The sequence below is a fragment of the Pararhizobium antarcticum genome (assembly GCF_001885585.1).
Taxonomy (GTDB): Bacteria; Pseudomonadota; Alphaproteobacteria; order Rhizobiales; family Rhizobiaceae; genus Pararhizobium; species Pararhizobium antarcticum.
The window spans coordinates 207,902-222,397 of sequence record NZ_LSRP01000085.1 but is presented as its reverse complement, the minus strand read 5'-3'; the positions used below and the strand labels follow the sequence as shown (position 1 = coordinate 222,397).

Here is a 14,496-nt window from a genome sequence, read left to right as displayed (position 1 = left end):
TTTGTCGCGATCCCGGAATTCCAGGGTCTCGGCACAACGGTCGGGCAGCTCTTCTCCGGCGCGCTTGCCGGGCAGATGACCGTCGACGATGCACTCGCCCAGGCGCAGGATGTAGCAACCCGCGAAAAGACCCGCAGCGGCTACATCAAATAACGTTCCTTCCCAAGGACGTGGCTGTCCGGATTTCGGTCCGGGCAGCCAAGGCCAACAGGCGTCAGGCGTAGAAACGGTTGGCGAACGTATGGTACGCTTGGCAACCAAGCTTTGAAGACAAGAACAAGAAAGCTGGTGCGCTGTCCTCCGTCCGGAGCGCAGCGGCCCGGTAGAGGGAGGTCGTACCCATGGCAACGCAGAATACCCGCGCACTCGCGCGTCTCATGCTGGCACCCTCGGTCGGGCTGCTCCTGATCTGGATGATCGTGCCTCTGGCAATGACGCTGTATTTCTCGTTCCAGAACTACAACCTGCTCAATCCGACCAATGTCAGTTTTGCCGGTCTGTTCAACTACCAGTATTTCTATTCGGATCCGGCCTTTTTCCAGTCGATCTGGAACACCATGCTTCTGGTCGGCGGGGTTCTTTTGATCACGGTGGTCGGCGGTGTGGCGCTGGCGCTGTTGATCGACCAGCCGATGTGGGGGCAGGGGATCGTCCGTATCCTGGTGATCTCGCCGTTCTTCGTCATGCCGCCGGTCGCGGCTCTGGTCTGGAAGAACATGATCATGCATCCCGGCTATGGTGTCTTTGCCGATATCAGCCGCTTTTTAGGGTTGCAGCCGATCGACTGGTTTTCCCAGTGGCCGCTGTTTTCCATCGTCATCATCGTCGCCTGGCAGTGGCTGCCGTTTGCGACGCTCATCCTGCTCACGGCGCTGCAGTCGCTCGACGGCGAGCAGAAGGAAGCCGCCGAGATGGATGGCGCCAATTTCCTCAACCGCTTCATCTACCTGACCGTGCCGCATCTCGCCCGCTCGATCACCGTCGTCATCCTGATCCAGACCATCTTCCTTCTGGGTGTCTATGCGGAAATCCTCGTCACCACCAATGGCGGGCCTGGGTATGCCTCTACGAACCTGCCTTTCCTGATCTACCGCACCGCGCTTCTCGGCTATGACGTCGGCGGCGCATCCGCCGGGGGCATCATCGCCGTCATCCTCGCCAACATCGTCGCCTTCTTCCTGATGCGCGCCGTTGGCAAGAACCTCGACAAATAAGGGGACAAGACCATGGCACGTGCAGTTTCAACCAGAAGAACCGTCTTTTTCACGGTCGCCGCCTGGATCGTCGCGCTGATTATCTTCTTCCCGATCCTCTACACGATCATCACCTCGTTCAAATCCGAGACAGAGGCGATCCAGGGCTTCAACATTATCCCGTCCGGCACCTTCCAGAGCTATATCGACGTGCAGACCCAGAAGGACTATTTCAAGCCCTTCATGAACTCCGTCTTCCTGTCGGTCGGCTCCACCTTCCTTGCTCTGCTGATTTCGGTTCCGGCCGCCTGGTCGATGGCGTTTTCGCCGACCAAGAGGACCAAGGACATCCTGATGTGGATGCTGTCGACCAAGATGATGCCGGCCGTTGCCGTGCTGATGCCGATCTACCTGATCTTCCGCGACTTCGGCCTGCTCGATAGCCGTATCGGCCTGATGTTCATGCTGATGATGATCAACCTGCCGATCGTCATCTGGATGCTCTACACCTACTTCCGGGAAATCCCCGGCGAGATCCTCGAAGCCGCACGGATGGACGGCGCCTCGATGTGGGGCGAGATCTGGTACGTGCTGACGCCGATGGCGGTGCCGGGCATTGCATCGACCATGCTGCTCAACATCATCCTGGCCTGGAACGAAGCTTTCTGGACGCTTCGCCTGACAACGACCGATGCGGCCCCGCTGACGGCCTTCATCGCCTCCTTCTCCAGTCCGCAAGGATTGTTCTGGGCAAAGCTCTCGGCAGCCTCGACGCTGGCGATCGCACCGATCCTGATCATGGGCTGGTTCAGCCAGAAGCAACTCGTGCGCGGCCTGACCTTCGGCGCCGTCAAGTAAGCCAACAAAAGACAATTCCGGGAGGCCCGCATGGGTAACATCACACTGAAGAAGGTCAATAAATCGTTCGGCGAGACCCAGGTCATCCCGGCGATCGACCTCACCATAGAGGACGGCGAATTCGTGGTCTTCGTCGGGCCGTCCGGCTGCGGCAAGTCGACATTGCTGCGCCTGATCGCTGGCCTCGAGGACACGACGTCCGGCACGATCGAGATCGATGGGCGCGACGTCACCGGTGAGGCACCGGCCAAGCGCGGCCTTGCCATGGTGTTCCAGTCCTATGCGCTCTATCCGCATATGACGGTGCGCAACAACATCGCCTTTCCCTTGAAAATGGCCAAGCTCGATGCGGCGCTGATCGACAAGAAGGTCACGGATGCGGCGCGGGTGCTGAACCTGACCAGCTACCTCGACCGCCGGCCGGGCCAGCTTTCCGGCGGCCAGCGCCAGCGCGTCGCCATCGGCCGCGCGATTGTCCGCGAACCCTCGGCGTTTCTCTTCGACGAACCTCTGTCGAACCTCGACGCCTCCCTGCGCGGCACCATGCGGCTGGAGATCAGCGAACTGCATCAACAGTTGAAGACCACCATGGTCTACGTCACCCATGACCAGGTCGAAGCCATGACCATGGCCGACAAGATCGTCGTGCTCAATGCCGGCAATATCGAGCAGGTCGGCTCGCCGCTGGAACTCTACAACAAGCCCGACAATCTCTTCGTCGCCGGCTTCATCGGCTCGCCGCGCATGAATTTTGCCACGGGGGCGGTGTCGGCGCCGTTCAACGCCCACACCATCGGGTTCCGGCCGGAGCATACCCGCCTGTCGGGTGAAAGCGGTAGCTGGAAGGGCACAGTCGGCGTCGCCGAACATCTCGGCTCCGATACTTTCCTGCACGTGCATGTCGACGGTATCGGCATGGTCACCGTTCGCACCAGTGGCGATGTCGCCGTGCATCATGGCGATACCGTCTTCCTGACCCCCGACGCCGACCGCATTCACCGCTTCGACGCAAAGGGGTTGGCAATACGATGAAACGCCTCGAAGGAAAAAGCGCGCTTATAACCGGATCCGCCCGTGGCATCGGCCGGGCGTTCGCCGAGGCCTATGTGGCTGAGGGAGCGATTGTGGCGATTGCCGATATCAATCTCGAGCGGGCGCAGCAAACCGCTTCACAGATCGGCTCTTCGGCCTATGCCGTCGAGATGGACGTGACGGATCAGGTATCGATCGATGCGGCCATTGCTGCGGTCGTCGTCAAGACCGGCGGGCTCGATATCCTGGTCAACAATGCGGCCTTGTTTGATCTGGCGCCGATCGTCGAGATCACCCGCAAGAGCTTCGACACGCTGTTTTCCATCAATGTCGCCGGCGCCTTGTTCACCATGCAGGCTGCAGCCAAGCAGATGATTGCGCAGGGGCGCGGCGGCAAGATCATCAACATGGCGAGCCAGGCCGGCCGTCGCGGCGAGCCGCTGGTGGCCGTCTACTGTGCAACGAAGGCGGCCGTCATCAGCTTCACGCAGTCGGCGGGTCTCGACCTGATCAAGCACGGCATCAACGTCAACGGCATCGCACCGGGTGTCGTCGACAGCGAAATGTGGGATCAGGTTGATGCGCTTTTTGCAAAGTACGAGAACCGGCCGCTCGGCGAAAAGCGCCGTCTTGTCGGCGAGGCGGTTCCCTACGGGCGCATGGGGCAGGCGGAAGATCTCTGCGGCATGGCCATCTTCCTCGCTTCCAGCGAGAGCAATTATATCGTGTCGCAGACATACAACGTCGATGGCGGCAACTGGATGAGCTGAGCTCGAGACTCAGCTTGAAAAGGACAATGCGATGACCACCAAACTTTCGCTAGCGACGCTGGACAAGATCCAGGCGACCGCCACCATTCCGGGCTATGATCGTTCGGTGCTGTCGGCGGGCATCGTGCATTTCGGCGTTGGCAATTTTCACCGGGCGCACCAGGCCGTCTATCTCGACGACCTGTTCAGCAGCGGCCGCGATCACGACTGGGCGATCATCGGAGCAGGGGTCCTGCCGTCCGACGAGGCGATGCGCGCCAAGCTTGCCGAGCAGGACTTCCTGACGACGGTGGTTGAGCAGGACAACAACCGGAGTGCGGCCCGCGTCACCGGGCCGATGATCGACTATCTGCGCCCGGGCCATGCGACGGCAACGATTGCGCAGCTTGCGGAGCCTGCGATCCGCATCGTTTCGCTGACGATTACCGAAGGCGGTTATTTCATCGACCCGGCATCGGGCACGTTCAATCCGGCGCATCCGGCAATCGTTGCCGACGGGCAAACCCCGGACGATCCGAAAACGGTCTTTGGGCTGATCATTGCCGGTCTCAAAGCCCGGAAGGCCAAGGGGCTCGCGCCATTTACGGTGATGTCCTGCGACAATATCCCCGGCAATGGGGAAGTCACCCATGCGGCTGTGTGCGGACTGGCGCGTCTTTCCGATCCGGGCATGGCGGACTGGATCGATGCCAATGTCGCCTTTCCGAACGGCATGGTCGATCGCATCACGCCGGCGACCGGGCCGCGCGAGGTCGGCATCGTCGCGTCCGAATACGCGATCGACGACAACTGGCCGGTGTTCTGCGAAGAGTTCAAACAGTGGGTGCTGGAAGATCATTTTCCGGCCGGTCGCCCTGCGCTGGAAAGCGTTGGCGTGCAGTTCGTGCCTGATGTCGCACCTTACGAGCACATGAAGATCCGTATCCTCAACGGCGGCCACGCCGCAATCGCCTATCCGGCGGCGCTTCTCGACATCCATTTCGTCCATGAGGCGATGGAGGAGCCGCTGATCCAGGCGTTCCTGCAGAAACTCGAATTCGATGAAATCATCCCGGTCATCCCGCCGGTACCGAACACGGATCTCAACGACTATTACAGGCTCGTCGAAACCCGTTTGTTCAATCCGAAGATCGCCGACACGATCCCGCGGCTGGCGCAGGACGGCTCCAACCGGCAGCCGAAATTCATCCTGCCCTCGACGGCCGATCGCCTCGCGCGGGGCGAGGACGTCGTCGGATTGTCGCTGGTTTCGGCTCTCTGGTGCCGCTATTTCGCGGGCATCTCGGACAGCGGCAAGGCGATCGCCTTCAACGATGCCAGTGCCGATCGTCTCCAGGAGGCCGCGCTGAAAGCCAAGGATGACCCAAAGGCCTTTCTTGCTCTTTCGGATATATTTGGTGAAGTTGCGCAATCGGAACTGTTCCAGCGCCGTTTTGCCCAAGCGTTGACGACACTCTGGGAAAAGGGCACACGCGAGACCCTGAAGCTCTATATCGATGGAAAACTCGGAGATTGATTCCATGGCCCTCAGCTGCCCGCAGACCATGATAGCAGCCGATCGCGCGTTTCACGCGCTTGCATGGCTTTGACCGGGATGCGGCCCCGCGCGCCCCAGCTGATGATCTTCGACTGCGACGGGGTGCTGGTCGACAGCGAACCCTTGTCGGTCGATGTTCTGGTTCGGGTGCTGCACAATGCGGGCGTCGAAATGGATGCCGAGGAGGCCTATGTCCGGTTTCTCGGAAAAAGCCTTCAGACGATGTCCGATATTCTGCACACGGATTACGGCCTTGCCGTCGATGACCGGTTTCTCGAGGAGATGCGGCTTGACCTCTATCAGCGCTTCCGCAAGGAACTGCAGGCGGTTGACGGCATTGCGGATGCGCTGGATGCACTGGATGTTCCGCGCTGCGTTGCCTCGTCCAGCCAGATGGAGCGCATCCGGCTTTCGCTGACGATCACCGGGCTCATCGATCGCCTGGAGCCCCACCTTTTCAGTGCATCGATGGTTTCCAGGGGTAAGCCGGCGCCCGATCTGTTTCTCCATGCCGCGGCCCAGATGGGCGTTCCCGCTGAAAACTGCATTGTGATCGAGGACAGTCCTGCCGGCATCGAGGCGGCCAAGGCCGCCGGCATGCGTGTCTTTGCCTTTGCCGGCGCGTCGCACGCCCGTTCCGAGCGCCATAAGGCGGCCTTGCTGCAACTTGAGCCAGACGTGCTGTTTGACGATATGCGGGAATTGATACACTTTGTTCGGCAAGAGCAAAGGGACGGGAACATTCTCTAATGCGCGATTTGGTCGTGGCGGTCGACATCGGGACAGGCAGCGCGCGTGCCGGCATTTTCAACAGGCAGGGTGCGCTTCTGGCAAGGGCGGATTATCCCATCGCCATGAACCGGCCGGAAGAGAACCACGCGGAGCACGATTCCGAAAACATCTGGGCAGCGGCCTGCATTGCCGTGAAGACAGCGCGGGCAAAGGCCGGCGTGGAGGCGTCTTCGATTTCCGCGATCGGTTTTGACGCGACCTGTTCGCTGGTCGTGCGCGATCGCGACGGTGCGCCGCTCTCGGTCAATCGCAAGGGTGATGCGCGCTGGGACACCATTGTCTGGCTTGATCATCGCGCGCTTGACCAGGCCGACTTCTGCACGGCGACGAAACACCCGGTGCTCGATCATTCCGGCCGCGTGATGTCGCCGGAAATGGAAATGCCAAAGCTCATGTGGCTGAAGCAGAACCTGCCGGAACAATGGCAAAAGGCAGGTTATCTTTTTGATCTCGCGGATTTCATGTCGTGGCGTGCGACCGGCAGCGCGGCCCGCTCCCGCTGCACGCTGACGGCCAAATGGAACTACCTGGCGCATCGGCCGGACGCGTGGCAAAGCGATTTCCTCGAGGCAATCGGCCTGTCCGACCTCATCGAGCGCGGCGGTCTTCCCCAGGAAACGCTTGCCGTCGGTTCTTCGACCGGACGGCTGACACCGGAGGCCGCGGCAGATCTCGGCCTCGACGACATGTGCGAGGTGGCAACCGGACTGATCGACGCCTATGCCGGCGCGATCGGGGCACTCGGGGCCTTTGTGGCACAACCGGAGAAGCTGGAGCGGCAACTTGCCCTGATCGCCGGCACATCGAGCTGCATCGTCGCCTTTTCCAAGCAGATGAAACCGGGCTTTGGAATGTGGGGCCCCTATTTCGAGGCGGCGTTTTCAGGCAGCTGGCTGATCGAAGGCGGTCAATCGGCGACCGGTGCCCTGCTCGATCATATCGTGCGGAGTCACAGCGCCGGCGGCGAGCCGGATGCACAGGTGCATGGCGCGATCATCAAGCGCATTCAGGAACTCAGGGTGGTGCATGGTGCGGATTTCGCCGGACGCCTGCATGTGCTTCCCGACTTCCATGGCAATCGGTCGCCGCTTGCGGATCCGCATGCGCTTGGGGTCATAACCGGATTGACCCTCGATGCGTCCTTCGACGATCTCTGCCGGCTTTACTGGCGGACCTGCGTGTCGATCGCGCTCGGCATCCGGCATATTCTCGAAATGATGAAGTCAGCCGGTTACGATCTCGACACGCTGCACGTCACCGGTGGCCATGTGCGCAATGTGCTGTTGATGGAACTCTATTGTGATGTCACCGGATGCCGTGTCGTCGTGCCGGAAACCAATGATGCCGTCCTGTTGGGGACCGCGATGATCGCAGCCGTCGCCGGCGGGCTCTATGCGGATCTCGGGGCAGCTGGCCAGGCGATGTATCCCGGTGGCCATGAACGGCATCCGGATCCGCAAAAGTGGCCGGGCTATGATCGCGATTATCGGAAGTTCCTGATGCTCCACCGCCATCGCGCAGAACTCGAAGCGATCGACTAGACCGGACGTCCGACCGTGCATTTTTCGGATATTTGCAACGCAGAAAAAATATCGAAAGGGCTGGAACTTATTTTCGCGCGCCCCGTTTATGTGATGTCCGGATGTTGGTTCGTGTCGCCCCCAATGCGAACCGCCCCCAATGTATCCGGTTTCCGACTCACACGCCCCCTCGGTGAGTTGTTGATATCAGCCAGTGCCTTCCCCCGGCACTGGCTGTTTTCATTTCAGCCCAGAGCCCAGTCAGGATCCTTAAACAACCGCTCGCCCTATGGGCGAAGCGATGTGTTTGTTATTCCTCAAGGCGGGTGATGATTTCGTATTCGTGAGACGGTACCGTGAGGTGATATTCGATCCGTCCATTGGCTGTCATGTACAGCGCCTTGCCGCCGATGGCGATCGGCACCACCCGTTCCAGTACAGTGCGGGCGAAGGTATGTTCGTCGGCTTTCGGTGCGGCTTCGTTTGCCGGCAGATGCTCGATCCACTGGAGTTCGATTGCCTTTTGTCCCTTGAACATAGTCTCGAAACAATTGACGGTCAGGGAGTTGACGCCGGATGCAAGGGCGCCATGCGAGGCGGAGTTGACGATCAGTTCGTGCAGGGCAAGGCCGATATGCAGGGTGGCGTTGGGCGATAGATGGGCATTGATACCGGTTACGGAGATCGGATTTCCCCGGTCCGGCCAATAGGAGCTGAACTGCCGTTCGGCGAGCGCGAAAAGATAGGCACCCCGCCAGCTCGAATCTGTCACCAGGTCCTGCGAGTAGGACAGCGACTGTATGCGGCCGCGGAAGGTGGTCAGGAACCCATCCAGTGACAGGGCCTGCCTGGCTGTCTGGGTGGCGATGCCCTGGATGATGGCGAGCAGGTTTTTCGAGCGATGGCTGAGTTCGCGCAGCAATGTTTTGAGAATGCGCTCGCGATGCAGGGTGTCGGAGATGTCGGTGATCACAGTCAGAAGACCGCCACCATCCGCCGCGGCAACCGGTTCGATCTCGATCCGGTAGGTGACAACCTCATTGGCGTAGTGGACCTCGACCTCGGTGGCGGTCGGTTGCTGCTCGCGCAGGACAGCCCGCTTCAGAGCCGTCAGCCGAACATCGTCATCGCCGCCGAACAGATCGCCGCGATCAGGAACTAAGGCTCCCGGCCGATGCAGCCGGACAGGCAGGTTACCGAACAGCGTGACAGTCATATCGGCGGATTGGTGAAGGAAGCCGACACCCGTCTTCTTCAGCGCAATTTCCATTAAAATTGCGGCTTGTTCAGGCTTTGCCCCGGTCTGCTTCGTATTTCCTGCACTGGTCACGCGATACTTTCCCGTCAAAGGTTCGAACTGTCTTTCGCAACTTGGGCAGCGTTGAAAAAACAAGTGCCACGCTCGTTTTGGGAACGCGCGGGCCAGACGTTGTCGGTTTCATATTTTTCGTCACCGGGGTGCCGCTTTTGAATGGCAGCACCCCCAGGTTTAGCGATTTCAAGCCGCGGCTTTTGTGGACTCGTTGAAGAACAAAGCCTGACTGATCAGCGCCTTTACCATATCCGGGTTGAAAGGTTTGGTGACCAGGAATGTCGGCTCAGGGCGTTCCCCCGTCAGCAGGCGCTCCGGGAATGCGGTGATGAAAATAACCGGGATCGCCGACGTCTTGAGAATATCGTTGACGGCGTCGATACCGGAGCTGCCGTCAGCCAGCTGGATATCGGCAAGCACCATGCTCGGACGAGTCGACTGGAACAGAGCCACAGCTTCGGCATGTGTCCTGGCGATGCCCGTGACGCGGTGGCCAAGGCTCTCGACCATTTGCTCGATATCAATGGCAATCAGCGGTTCGTCTTCGATGATCATGATGTCGGTCGCAACCTGACGCGAAATCTCCTCGGACGCCCGCTCCAACAGCTTGTGCATGGCTGTCTCGTCCAGTTCGAGTACCTCGCCCGCTTCGGTGGGGCGGAAGCCTTCGACCGAAACCAGCAGGAACGCCTGGCGCGCCAGGGGAGAGACCGATGCAAGGTTGATCGAAGCGCGTTTCTCCCAGGCAAACGGTGAAACCGGCTCGGGGATCATCACCGACGACGAACCAAACAGCTTTGTGTAGAGTTGGAACAATGCGACCCTGTCATTGCTCGACTCTGGAAAAATCGTGACGTCCGCGATCAAGGCCTCGAGCACTGCGGCTACATAGGCGTCGCCTGACGTCTGGGACCCGGTCAGGGCCCGGGAATACCGGCGCAGATAGGGTAGAAACGGCGCGATCCGGTTCGAAAGTGACATAGATGAACTCCCTCAAGCAGGCCAATGCGTATGACCTTCACCGGGCTGAAACGCGCTTCTGAAAAAAAAGTTCCTTCCCATGGAACATTTTTTTTGCTGGCGCATTCTGTATCCGATGAACGACCAAAGGTAACAAAGATTCATGAGCTATAAAACAGGGGCAGAGCGTGGGGCGGTCAAGCCGGTGCACGCTGACGATCCGAACGGACAGATTGCAACAAAATTGAGGGCGCTTTACATTTCGGTACAGGAGGAGGCCATTCCCGATCGTTTTCTCGATCTTCTCGAGCAGCTGGATGCTGTCGAACAAAAGCAGTCGAATGCGGGTATGGCTGAATGAGCGGTACAGCGAAAACGGACGTTAAAGCGGAAGAACCGAGCTTCAAGCGGGAGATGCTGGCGGCGCTTCCGAGCCTGCGCGCCTTCGCCATGTCGCTGATCGGTCGCCATGATCGGGCGGATGATCTGGTGCAGGACACCATCATGAAAGCCTGGGCCAAACAGGACCATTTCGAGATGGGCACGAATATGAAGGCCTGGCTGTTCACGATCCTGCGCAACGAGCTTTATAGCCAGATGCGCAAGAGAGGCCGGGAGGTCCAGGACAGCGACGGCTACTTTACGGAATCGCTCGCGCAGCACCCGGCGCAATACGGCTCGCTCGATCTGCAGGATTTCAAGCGCGCGCTGGATCAGTTGCCCCCCGACCAGAGGGAAGCCATCATTCTGGTTGGAGCGTCGGGCTTTTCCTATGACGAGGCTGCCGAGATCTGCGGCTGCGCCCTTGGCACCATCAAGAGCCGGGTAAACCGCGCACGCCAGCGTCTGCAGGATATTCTTCAGGTAACCGGAGAAAACGAATACGGCCCGGATGCGACGTCCGCACCGCTGACATCGCGGGCCTTCGTATCCTGAAACAGGACGGATAAATGCGCGCGGCGCCCCGCGTCGCGCGTTGTTATGCCAACTGATGATGTCGGACAGAGTTTCGCGTGATGCATTGTGGGGTGGAAACAGGCATGCGAAATGTGGCAGAAAGTCCGCGTGGCATGCAGAACAGGTGGTTGGCCGCACAAACCGTGCGCGCCGGCGAAGTTGGGGACGGATGAACAAGACAACACCGGAACTGCCGGCCGCAGTGGCTGACAGTCTTCATTCGGCCGAACGGCTCGATGTCCTGCAATCTGTTGCGCCGGACATGCGCCTGCTTGATCCCGATTTCGATTCGATCACGCACATCGCCGCGGACCTGTTTCGTGCACCGGTGGCGCTTGTCAGCCTGATCGAGCCCCATACGCAATGGTTCAAGTCGCGGGTCGGAACCGAAGACACCCATGCGCCTTCGCTCGAATCATTCTGCGCCCATACGATTGCCGGCTCCGGTGAGGTCTTTCTGGTTCCCGACGCATGCCTGGATCCGCGCTTTGCACATCAGCCACGCGTTGCAGGGGAACCCTTTCTGCGGTTTTATGCCGGTGTGCCCGTCATCATCGACGGACAAGCGATCGGCACCGTCTGTGTGTTCGACGTGGTTGCGCGGCCGCACACCGATCCGCAGTTGATCGTGCAACTGCACCGATTGTCGGCGCTTGCCTCTTCGCTGTTGAAGCTGAAGGATGAAGCGCGCAAGCGCGCGCTGAAGGAAGCCGCCTTGTCGCGGGACGGGCGTCGTCACGCCATGGCCCTCGATGCGGCCAATGTCGGCAGCTGGCTCTGGGACATCCGAACCGGCTCAGTTGCCGGAAACGGCGCCATGAACCGCCTGTTCAACCTTCCGGTCAGCGGCGCTCCGTTGCGCGCCAAAGATATTTTCGCCTCCATTCTTCCCGACGATCGCGTCAAGACGCTGGACAAGCTGCGCGATGCGATGGCGCAGGATGAGGAGTATGACGGGCTTTTCCGGGTGCGGTCCACCGGCCGGTGGCTGCTCGGGCGGGGACGTGTGCACGAGCGCGACGCAGATGGCCGGCCGACAGTGTTTCTCGGCATCAACCTCGATGTGACCGACGAGCAGTCCTCCATTCAGCGAACACGCCTGCTCCTGCGTGAACTCAATCACCGGGTCAAGAATACGCTGGCGATGCTGCAGTCCCTGGCCCGCCAGACCTTGCGCCAGACCAGCGATCCGCACCTGTTCATGAAAGCCTTTTCCGGGCGTCTGCAGGCGATCTCCGAGGCGCATGGTCTCTTGTCCGATCACGAATGGGGCGAGATCCGCTTGTCGTCGCTTTTTGCCAAGCAGATTTCGCCCTATGCCCGCGACTATGACGCCCAGGTGGAAATTCACAAGGACGACATTTCGCTCGGACCGGACCAGGCCGTCGGACTTGGGCTGGTGCTTCACGAACTTGCCACCAATGCCGCCAAGTATGGCGCGTTATCGACGGCGCGGGGGAAGATAGTGCTCACGGCGCGCAGCGTGACTGAAGAGACGGGACGCGTTCTGCACCTGACCTGGACCGAAGTGGATGGCCCGCCTGTGCACCCCCCGGAACGCCGTGGCTTCGGGTCAATCCTCATCGAGCGCAGTCTCGACAAGGTACTCGGCAGTTCGGTCAAGGTGGAATATCTTCCCGCCGGGGTGACGGCAATCGTGCGATTACCCCTTTAAAGCCTGTCCGACGCTTTCGAAACGTCAGCGGCCTTCAATCGTCGTTGCGCGATTTGCGGGTAAAGCCCAGCAGTGCACCGACCCCGACGGCAAGACCCGCAGCGAGCAGCGGCTTCCTGCGGAAAATGGTCATGGATGCAGCGACAGCCAGGTTTGCCTGCGCCATCGACCGCCGTCTACGCTCGGCAGCCAGCCGCGCATCGCGGGCGCTCAGCGTATACATGACACCCATTATGATAAGGCCGATCAAGAGCGAGGCGCCGCCAAGGATCAAGGCTGCGTGCAGCGGCGTATAGAGTGTGCTGAGATACAAGCCGCCTGCGACGAGCGCAAAGACATAGGCCGTTGCAAAAAATACGCCCGCAAAAACAGACAAAGCCGCGTTGCGCTTGTATCGCGACACGGTGTGACCCACGTCGCTGGCGAGCAGGGCAGAAACCAGAGCACCCAACGGACCCATTCATTTTCTCCAGAAACAGAATTTTTCTCGAAACACCTGCTATCGAGCGATGTTCCAGTCTGTCCCGCAACACCAAGCGGGACCGGAAAACGACAATGACGGTCCCTGCGAAAACAGGGCCGTCACGTGCCGCGCAGGGTTAGCGACGCATCAGGGCTGCAACGAAGATGCCGACCAATGCGGCAGCACCCAGGGTCGCGACCGGATGTTCGCGAACCGTGTGGCGGACCTGCTTTTCCGTGCTGGCATAACGGGCGCGCAGTTCCGACAAAAGCTGTTCGCCGTTGCTCAGCAGGTCGTGAAGGCCGGCTTCGGCCTGATCGCGGGCATCATGGGCGCGGGCGCGAACGTCTGTGGATGCCTCTGTGCCGCGCTTCGAGAGAAGCTTGGTCAGGGCTGCGATATCGCTGCGGATTTCGCTGATCTGGTCCTCGACCGGAGCGTTCAGAAATGCGTTGCGCTTCTTTGCACGGGAGCTTGAAAAAAGACCAGTTGCCATCGGGTAACTCCTAGATTTCAGGAATGACCACGGTTGGCCGTCCCTTTTCCGTTTCGTGCCGGCATAGACAAGACTGCGATACCAGCGGTTCACATTCGAAACGCGCGAAGTCCCGTTTGGTTCCTGAATTAGGGCAAAGTAATTAATGCGCTGCGGTATGCGGAAGGATGAAGGGTGTGGTGCCGAGCGGGGTTACGTTGACGCGCATGGTGCAGCCAAACACTGTTTCCATGATCGAGTCGGTCATCACCTCCTGCGGCGAGCCTGCAGCGCGGATGCGGCCAGCCTTCATCAGGATCATCTTGTCGGCGAACATGGCCGAGAGATTGAGATCGTGCATGACGGCGATGACGCCGCCGCCACGCGCACAAAAATCCCGGGCCAGCCGCATGATCGTCAGCTGGTGGCGGATGTCGAGGCTGGACACCGGTTCGTCGAGCAGCAGGAAGGACGGTTCGCCATTCCGGATAGGCTCCCAGATCTGGCAAAGCACGCGAGCCATCTGCACGCGCTGTTGTTCGCCGCCCGAGAGTTCCTGGTAGAAGCGACCGGAAAAACCCGTGAGATCGACAGCGTCCAGCGCCTGCTGCGCAATGCGGTCCGTCAGCGCTGTGCCAACGCCGCCCCCGATCGAGAGGCCCATGCGGACGATTTCGCGCACGGTGAAGGGAAACGAAATGACGGTCGCCTGCGGTAGGACGGCGCGCTTCAGTGCCAGTTCCCATGGTTTTAGCGTGGTGATGTCGTGGCCATTGATACGGACCGTGCCGTCATAGGCCGTCTCGCCGGCGATGGCCTTCAAGGTTGTCGTCTTGCCCGAGCCGTTCGGCCCTGCAATTGCGGTCAATTCGCCGGCCCTTGCCTCGAGAGAAACGCCATGCAGGACGCGCTTATCCGAAAGCTGAACGATGAGGTTGGATGCACTGATCAT

The 14,496-nt window shown here is 60.1% G+C and carries 15 protein-coding genes and 1 pseudogene; 11 read left to right on the top strand and 5 right to left on the bottom strand.

The window, feature by feature from the left end:
• The 8 genes and pseudogenes from AX760_RS26755 to AX760_RS12970 all read left to right on the top strand — a co-directional run.
• Window positions 1-153, top strand: a pseudogene (locus tag AX760_RS26755) (sugar ABC transporter substrate-binding protein); the annotation flags it as partial.
• Window positions 154-341: 188 nt separating this feature from the next.
• Window positions 342-1,214: a carbohydrate ABC transporter permease gene (locus AX760_RS13000; protein ID WP_071833291.1), complete on the top strand. Its 873-nt coding sequence runs from the start codon at window positions 342-344 to the stop codon at window positions 1,212-1,214.
• Between the two features lie 12 nt (window positions 1,215-1,226).
• Window positions 1,227-2,051, top strand: a complete 825-nt coding sequence (locus tag AX760_RS12995) for a carbohydrate ABC transporter permease (protein ID WP_071833290.1) — start codon at window positions 1,227-1,229, stop codon at window positions 2,049-2,051.
• A 30-nt stretch (window positions 2,052-2,081) separates the two neighbouring features.
• Window positions 2,082-3,083 carry an ABC transporter ATP-binding protein gene (locus tag AX760_RS12990; RefSeq protein ID WP_071833289.1) on the top strand — a complete coding sequence of 334 codons (1,002 nt, stop codon included), beginning with the start codon at window positions 2,082-2,084 and terminating at the stop codon, window positions 3,081-3,083.
• Window positions 3,080-3,853: an L-iditol 2-dehydrogenase gene (locus AX760_RS12985; RefSeq protein WP_071833288.1), complete on the top strand. Its 774-nt coding sequence runs from the start codon at window positions 3,080-3,082 to the stop codon at window positions 3,851-3,853. Before AX760_RS12990 ends, AX760_RS12985 begins: the two co-directional genes overlap by 4 nt.
• A 31-nt stretch (window positions 3,854-3,884) precedes the next feature.
• Window positions 3,885-5,369 carry a mannitol dehydrogenase family protein gene (locus AX760_RS12980; RefSeq protein ID WP_071833287.1) on the top strand — a complete coding sequence of 495 codons (1,485 nt, stop codon included), beginning with the start codon at window positions 3,885-3,887 and terminating at the stop codon, window positions 5,367-5,369.
• Between the two features lie 78 nt (window positions 5,370-5,447).
• Window positions 5,448-6,140: an HAD family hydrolase gene (locus AX760_RS12975; protein WP_071833325.1), complete on the top strand. Its 693-nt coding sequence runs from the start codon at window positions 5,448-5,450 to the stop codon at window positions 6,138-6,140.
• Window positions 6,140-7,723, top strand: coding sequence for an FGGY-family carbohydrate kinase (locus AX760_RS12970; protein ID WP_071833286.1), 1,584 nt, complete (start codon window positions 6,140-6,142; stop codon window positions 7,721-7,723). Before AX760_RS12975 ends, AX760_RS12970 begins: the two co-directional genes overlap by 1 nt.
• 289 nt (window positions 7,724-8,012) lie before the next feature.
• Here the strand turns inward: AX760_RS12970 and AX760_RS12965 are convergent, their stop codons facing one another.
• Together AX760_RS12965 and AX760_RS12960 are read right to left on the bottom strand one after the other, a co-directional pair.
• Window positions 8,013-8,972: a sensor histidine kinase gene (locus tag AX760_RS12965; protein ID WP_071833285.1), complete on the bottom strand. Its 960-nt coding sequence runs from the start codon at window positions 8,970-8,972 to the stop codon at window positions 8,013-8,015.
• A 228-nt stretch (window positions 8,973-9,200) separates the two neighbouring features.
• Window positions 9,201-9,995 carry a response regulator gene (locus AX760_RS12960; protein WP_071833284.1) on the bottom strand — a complete coding sequence of 265 codons (795 nt, stop codon included), beginning with the start codon at window positions 9,993-9,995 and terminating at the stop codon, window positions 9,201-9,203.
• A 142-nt stretch (window positions 9,996-10,137) separates the two neighbouring features.
• On the opposite strand from AX760_RS12960, the gene AX760_RS12955 reads away from it, so the two are divergent.
• The 3 genes from AX760_RS12955 to AX760_RS12945 all read left to right on the top strand — a co-directional run bounded on the left by AX760_RS12955 (window position 10,138) and on the right by AX760_RS12945 (window position 12,606).
• Complete coding sequence (locus AX760_RS12955; RefSeq protein WP_071833283.1) at window positions 10,138-10,335, top strand: NepR family anti-sigma factor; 198 nt, start codon at window positions 10,138-10,140, stop codon at window positions 10,333-10,335.
• Window positions 10,332-10,910 (top strand): RNA polymerase sigma factor, encoded by a 579-nt coding sequence (locus AX760_RS12950; protein ID WP_071833282.1) that lies wholly within the window; start codon window positions 10,332-10,334, stop codon window positions 10,908-10,910. Before AX760_RS12955 ends, AX760_RS12950 begins: the two co-directional genes overlap by 4 nt.
• 190 nt (window positions 10,911-11,100) lie before the next feature.
• The gene (locus AX760_RS12945; protein ID WP_071833281.1) at window positions 11,101-12,606 is read left to right on the top strand and encodes a sensor histidine kinase; all 1,506 of its coding nucleotides are present in this window, start codon (window positions 11,101-11,103) and stop codon (window positions 12,604-12,606) included.
• 34 nt (window positions 12,607-12,640) lie between these two features.
• Here AX760_RS12945 and AX760_RS12940 read toward each other — a convergent pair whose 3' ends face one another.
• The 3 genes from AX760_RS12940 to AX760_RS12930 all read right to left on the bottom strand — a co-directional run bounded on the left by AX760_RS12940 (window position 12,641) and on the right by AX760_RS12930 (window position 14,496).
• Window positions 12,641-13,066 carry a hypothetical protein gene (locus AX760_RS12940; RefSeq protein ID WP_071833280.1) on the bottom strand — a complete coding sequence of 142 codons (426 nt, stop codon included), beginning with the start codon at window positions 13,064-13,066 and terminating at the stop codon, window positions 12,641-12,643.
• A gap of 139 nt (window positions 13,067-13,205) precedes the next feature.
• Window positions 13,206-13,565, bottom strand: coding sequence for an ElaB/YgaM/YqjD family protein (locus AX760_RS12935; RefSeq protein WP_071833279.1), 360 nt, complete (start codon window positions 13,563-13,565; stop codon window positions 13,206-13,208).
• A gap of 142 nt (window positions 13,566-13,707) precedes the next feature.
• Window positions 13,708-14,496: a heme ABC transporter ATP-binding protein gene (locus AX760_RS12930; RefSeq protein ID WP_071833278.1), complete on the bottom strand. Its 789-nt coding sequence runs from the start codon at window positions 14,494-14,496 to the stop codon at window positions 13,708-13,710.

Coding starts and splice junctions, on each gene's coding strand:
- AX760_RS13000 (WP_071833291.1), top strand. CDS start 342: ATGGCAACGCAGAATACCCGCGCACTCGCGCGTCTCATGCTGGCACCC.
- AX760_RS12995 (WP_071833290.1), top strand. CDS start 1,227: ATGGCACGTGCAGTTTCAACCAGAAGAACCGTCTTTTTCACGGTCGCC.
- AX760_RS12990 (WP_071833289.1), top strand. CDS start 2,082: ATGGGTAACATCACACTGAAGAAGGTCAATAAATCGTTCGGCGAGACC.
- AX760_RS12985 (WP_071833288.1), top strand. CDS start 3,080: ATGAAACGCCTCGAAGGAAAAAGCGCGCTTATAACCGGATCCGCCCGT.
- AX760_RS12980 (WP_071833287.1), top strand. CDS start 3,885: ATGACCACCAAACTTTCGCTAGCGACGCTGGACAAGATCCAGGCGACC.
- AX760_RS12975 (WP_071833325.1), top strand. CDS start 5,448: ATGCGGCCCCGCGCGCCCCAGCTGATGATCTTCGACTGCGACGGGGTG.
- AX760_RS12970 (WP_071833286.1), top strand. CDS start 6,140: ATGCGCGATTTGGTCGTGGCGGTCGACATCGGGACAGGCAGCGCGCGT.
- AX760_RS12965 (WP_071833285.1), bottom strand. CDS start 8,972: ATGGAAATTGCGCTGAAGAAGACGGGTGTCGGCTTCCTTCACCAATCC.
- AX760_RS12960 (WP_071833284.1), bottom strand. CDS start 9,995: ATGTCACTTTCGAACCGGATCGCGCCGTTTCTACCCTATCTGCGCCGG.
- AX760_RS12955 (WP_071833283.1), top strand. CDS start 10,138: ATGAGCTATAAAACAGGGGCAGAGCGTGGGGCGGTCAAGCCGGTGCAC.
- AX760_RS12950 (WP_071833282.1), top strand. CDS start 10,332: ATGAGCGGTACAGCGAAAACGGACGTTAAAGCGGAAGAACCGAGCTTC.
- AX760_RS12945 (WP_071833281.1), top strand. CDS start 11,101: ATGAACAAGACAACACCGGAACTGCCGGCCGCAGTGGCTGACAGTCTT.
- AX760_RS12940 (WP_071833280.1), bottom strand. CDS start 13,066: ATGGGTCCGTTGGGTGCTCTGGTTTCTGCCCTGCTCGCCAGCGACGTG.
- AX760_RS12935 (WP_071833279.1), bottom strand. CDS start 13,565: ATGGCAACTGGTCTTTTTTCAAGCTCCCGTGCAAAGAAGCGCAACGCA.
- AX760_RS12930 (WP_071833278.1), bottom strand. CDS start 14,496: ATGATCAGTGCATCCAACCTCATCGTTCAGCTTTCGGATAAGCGCGTC.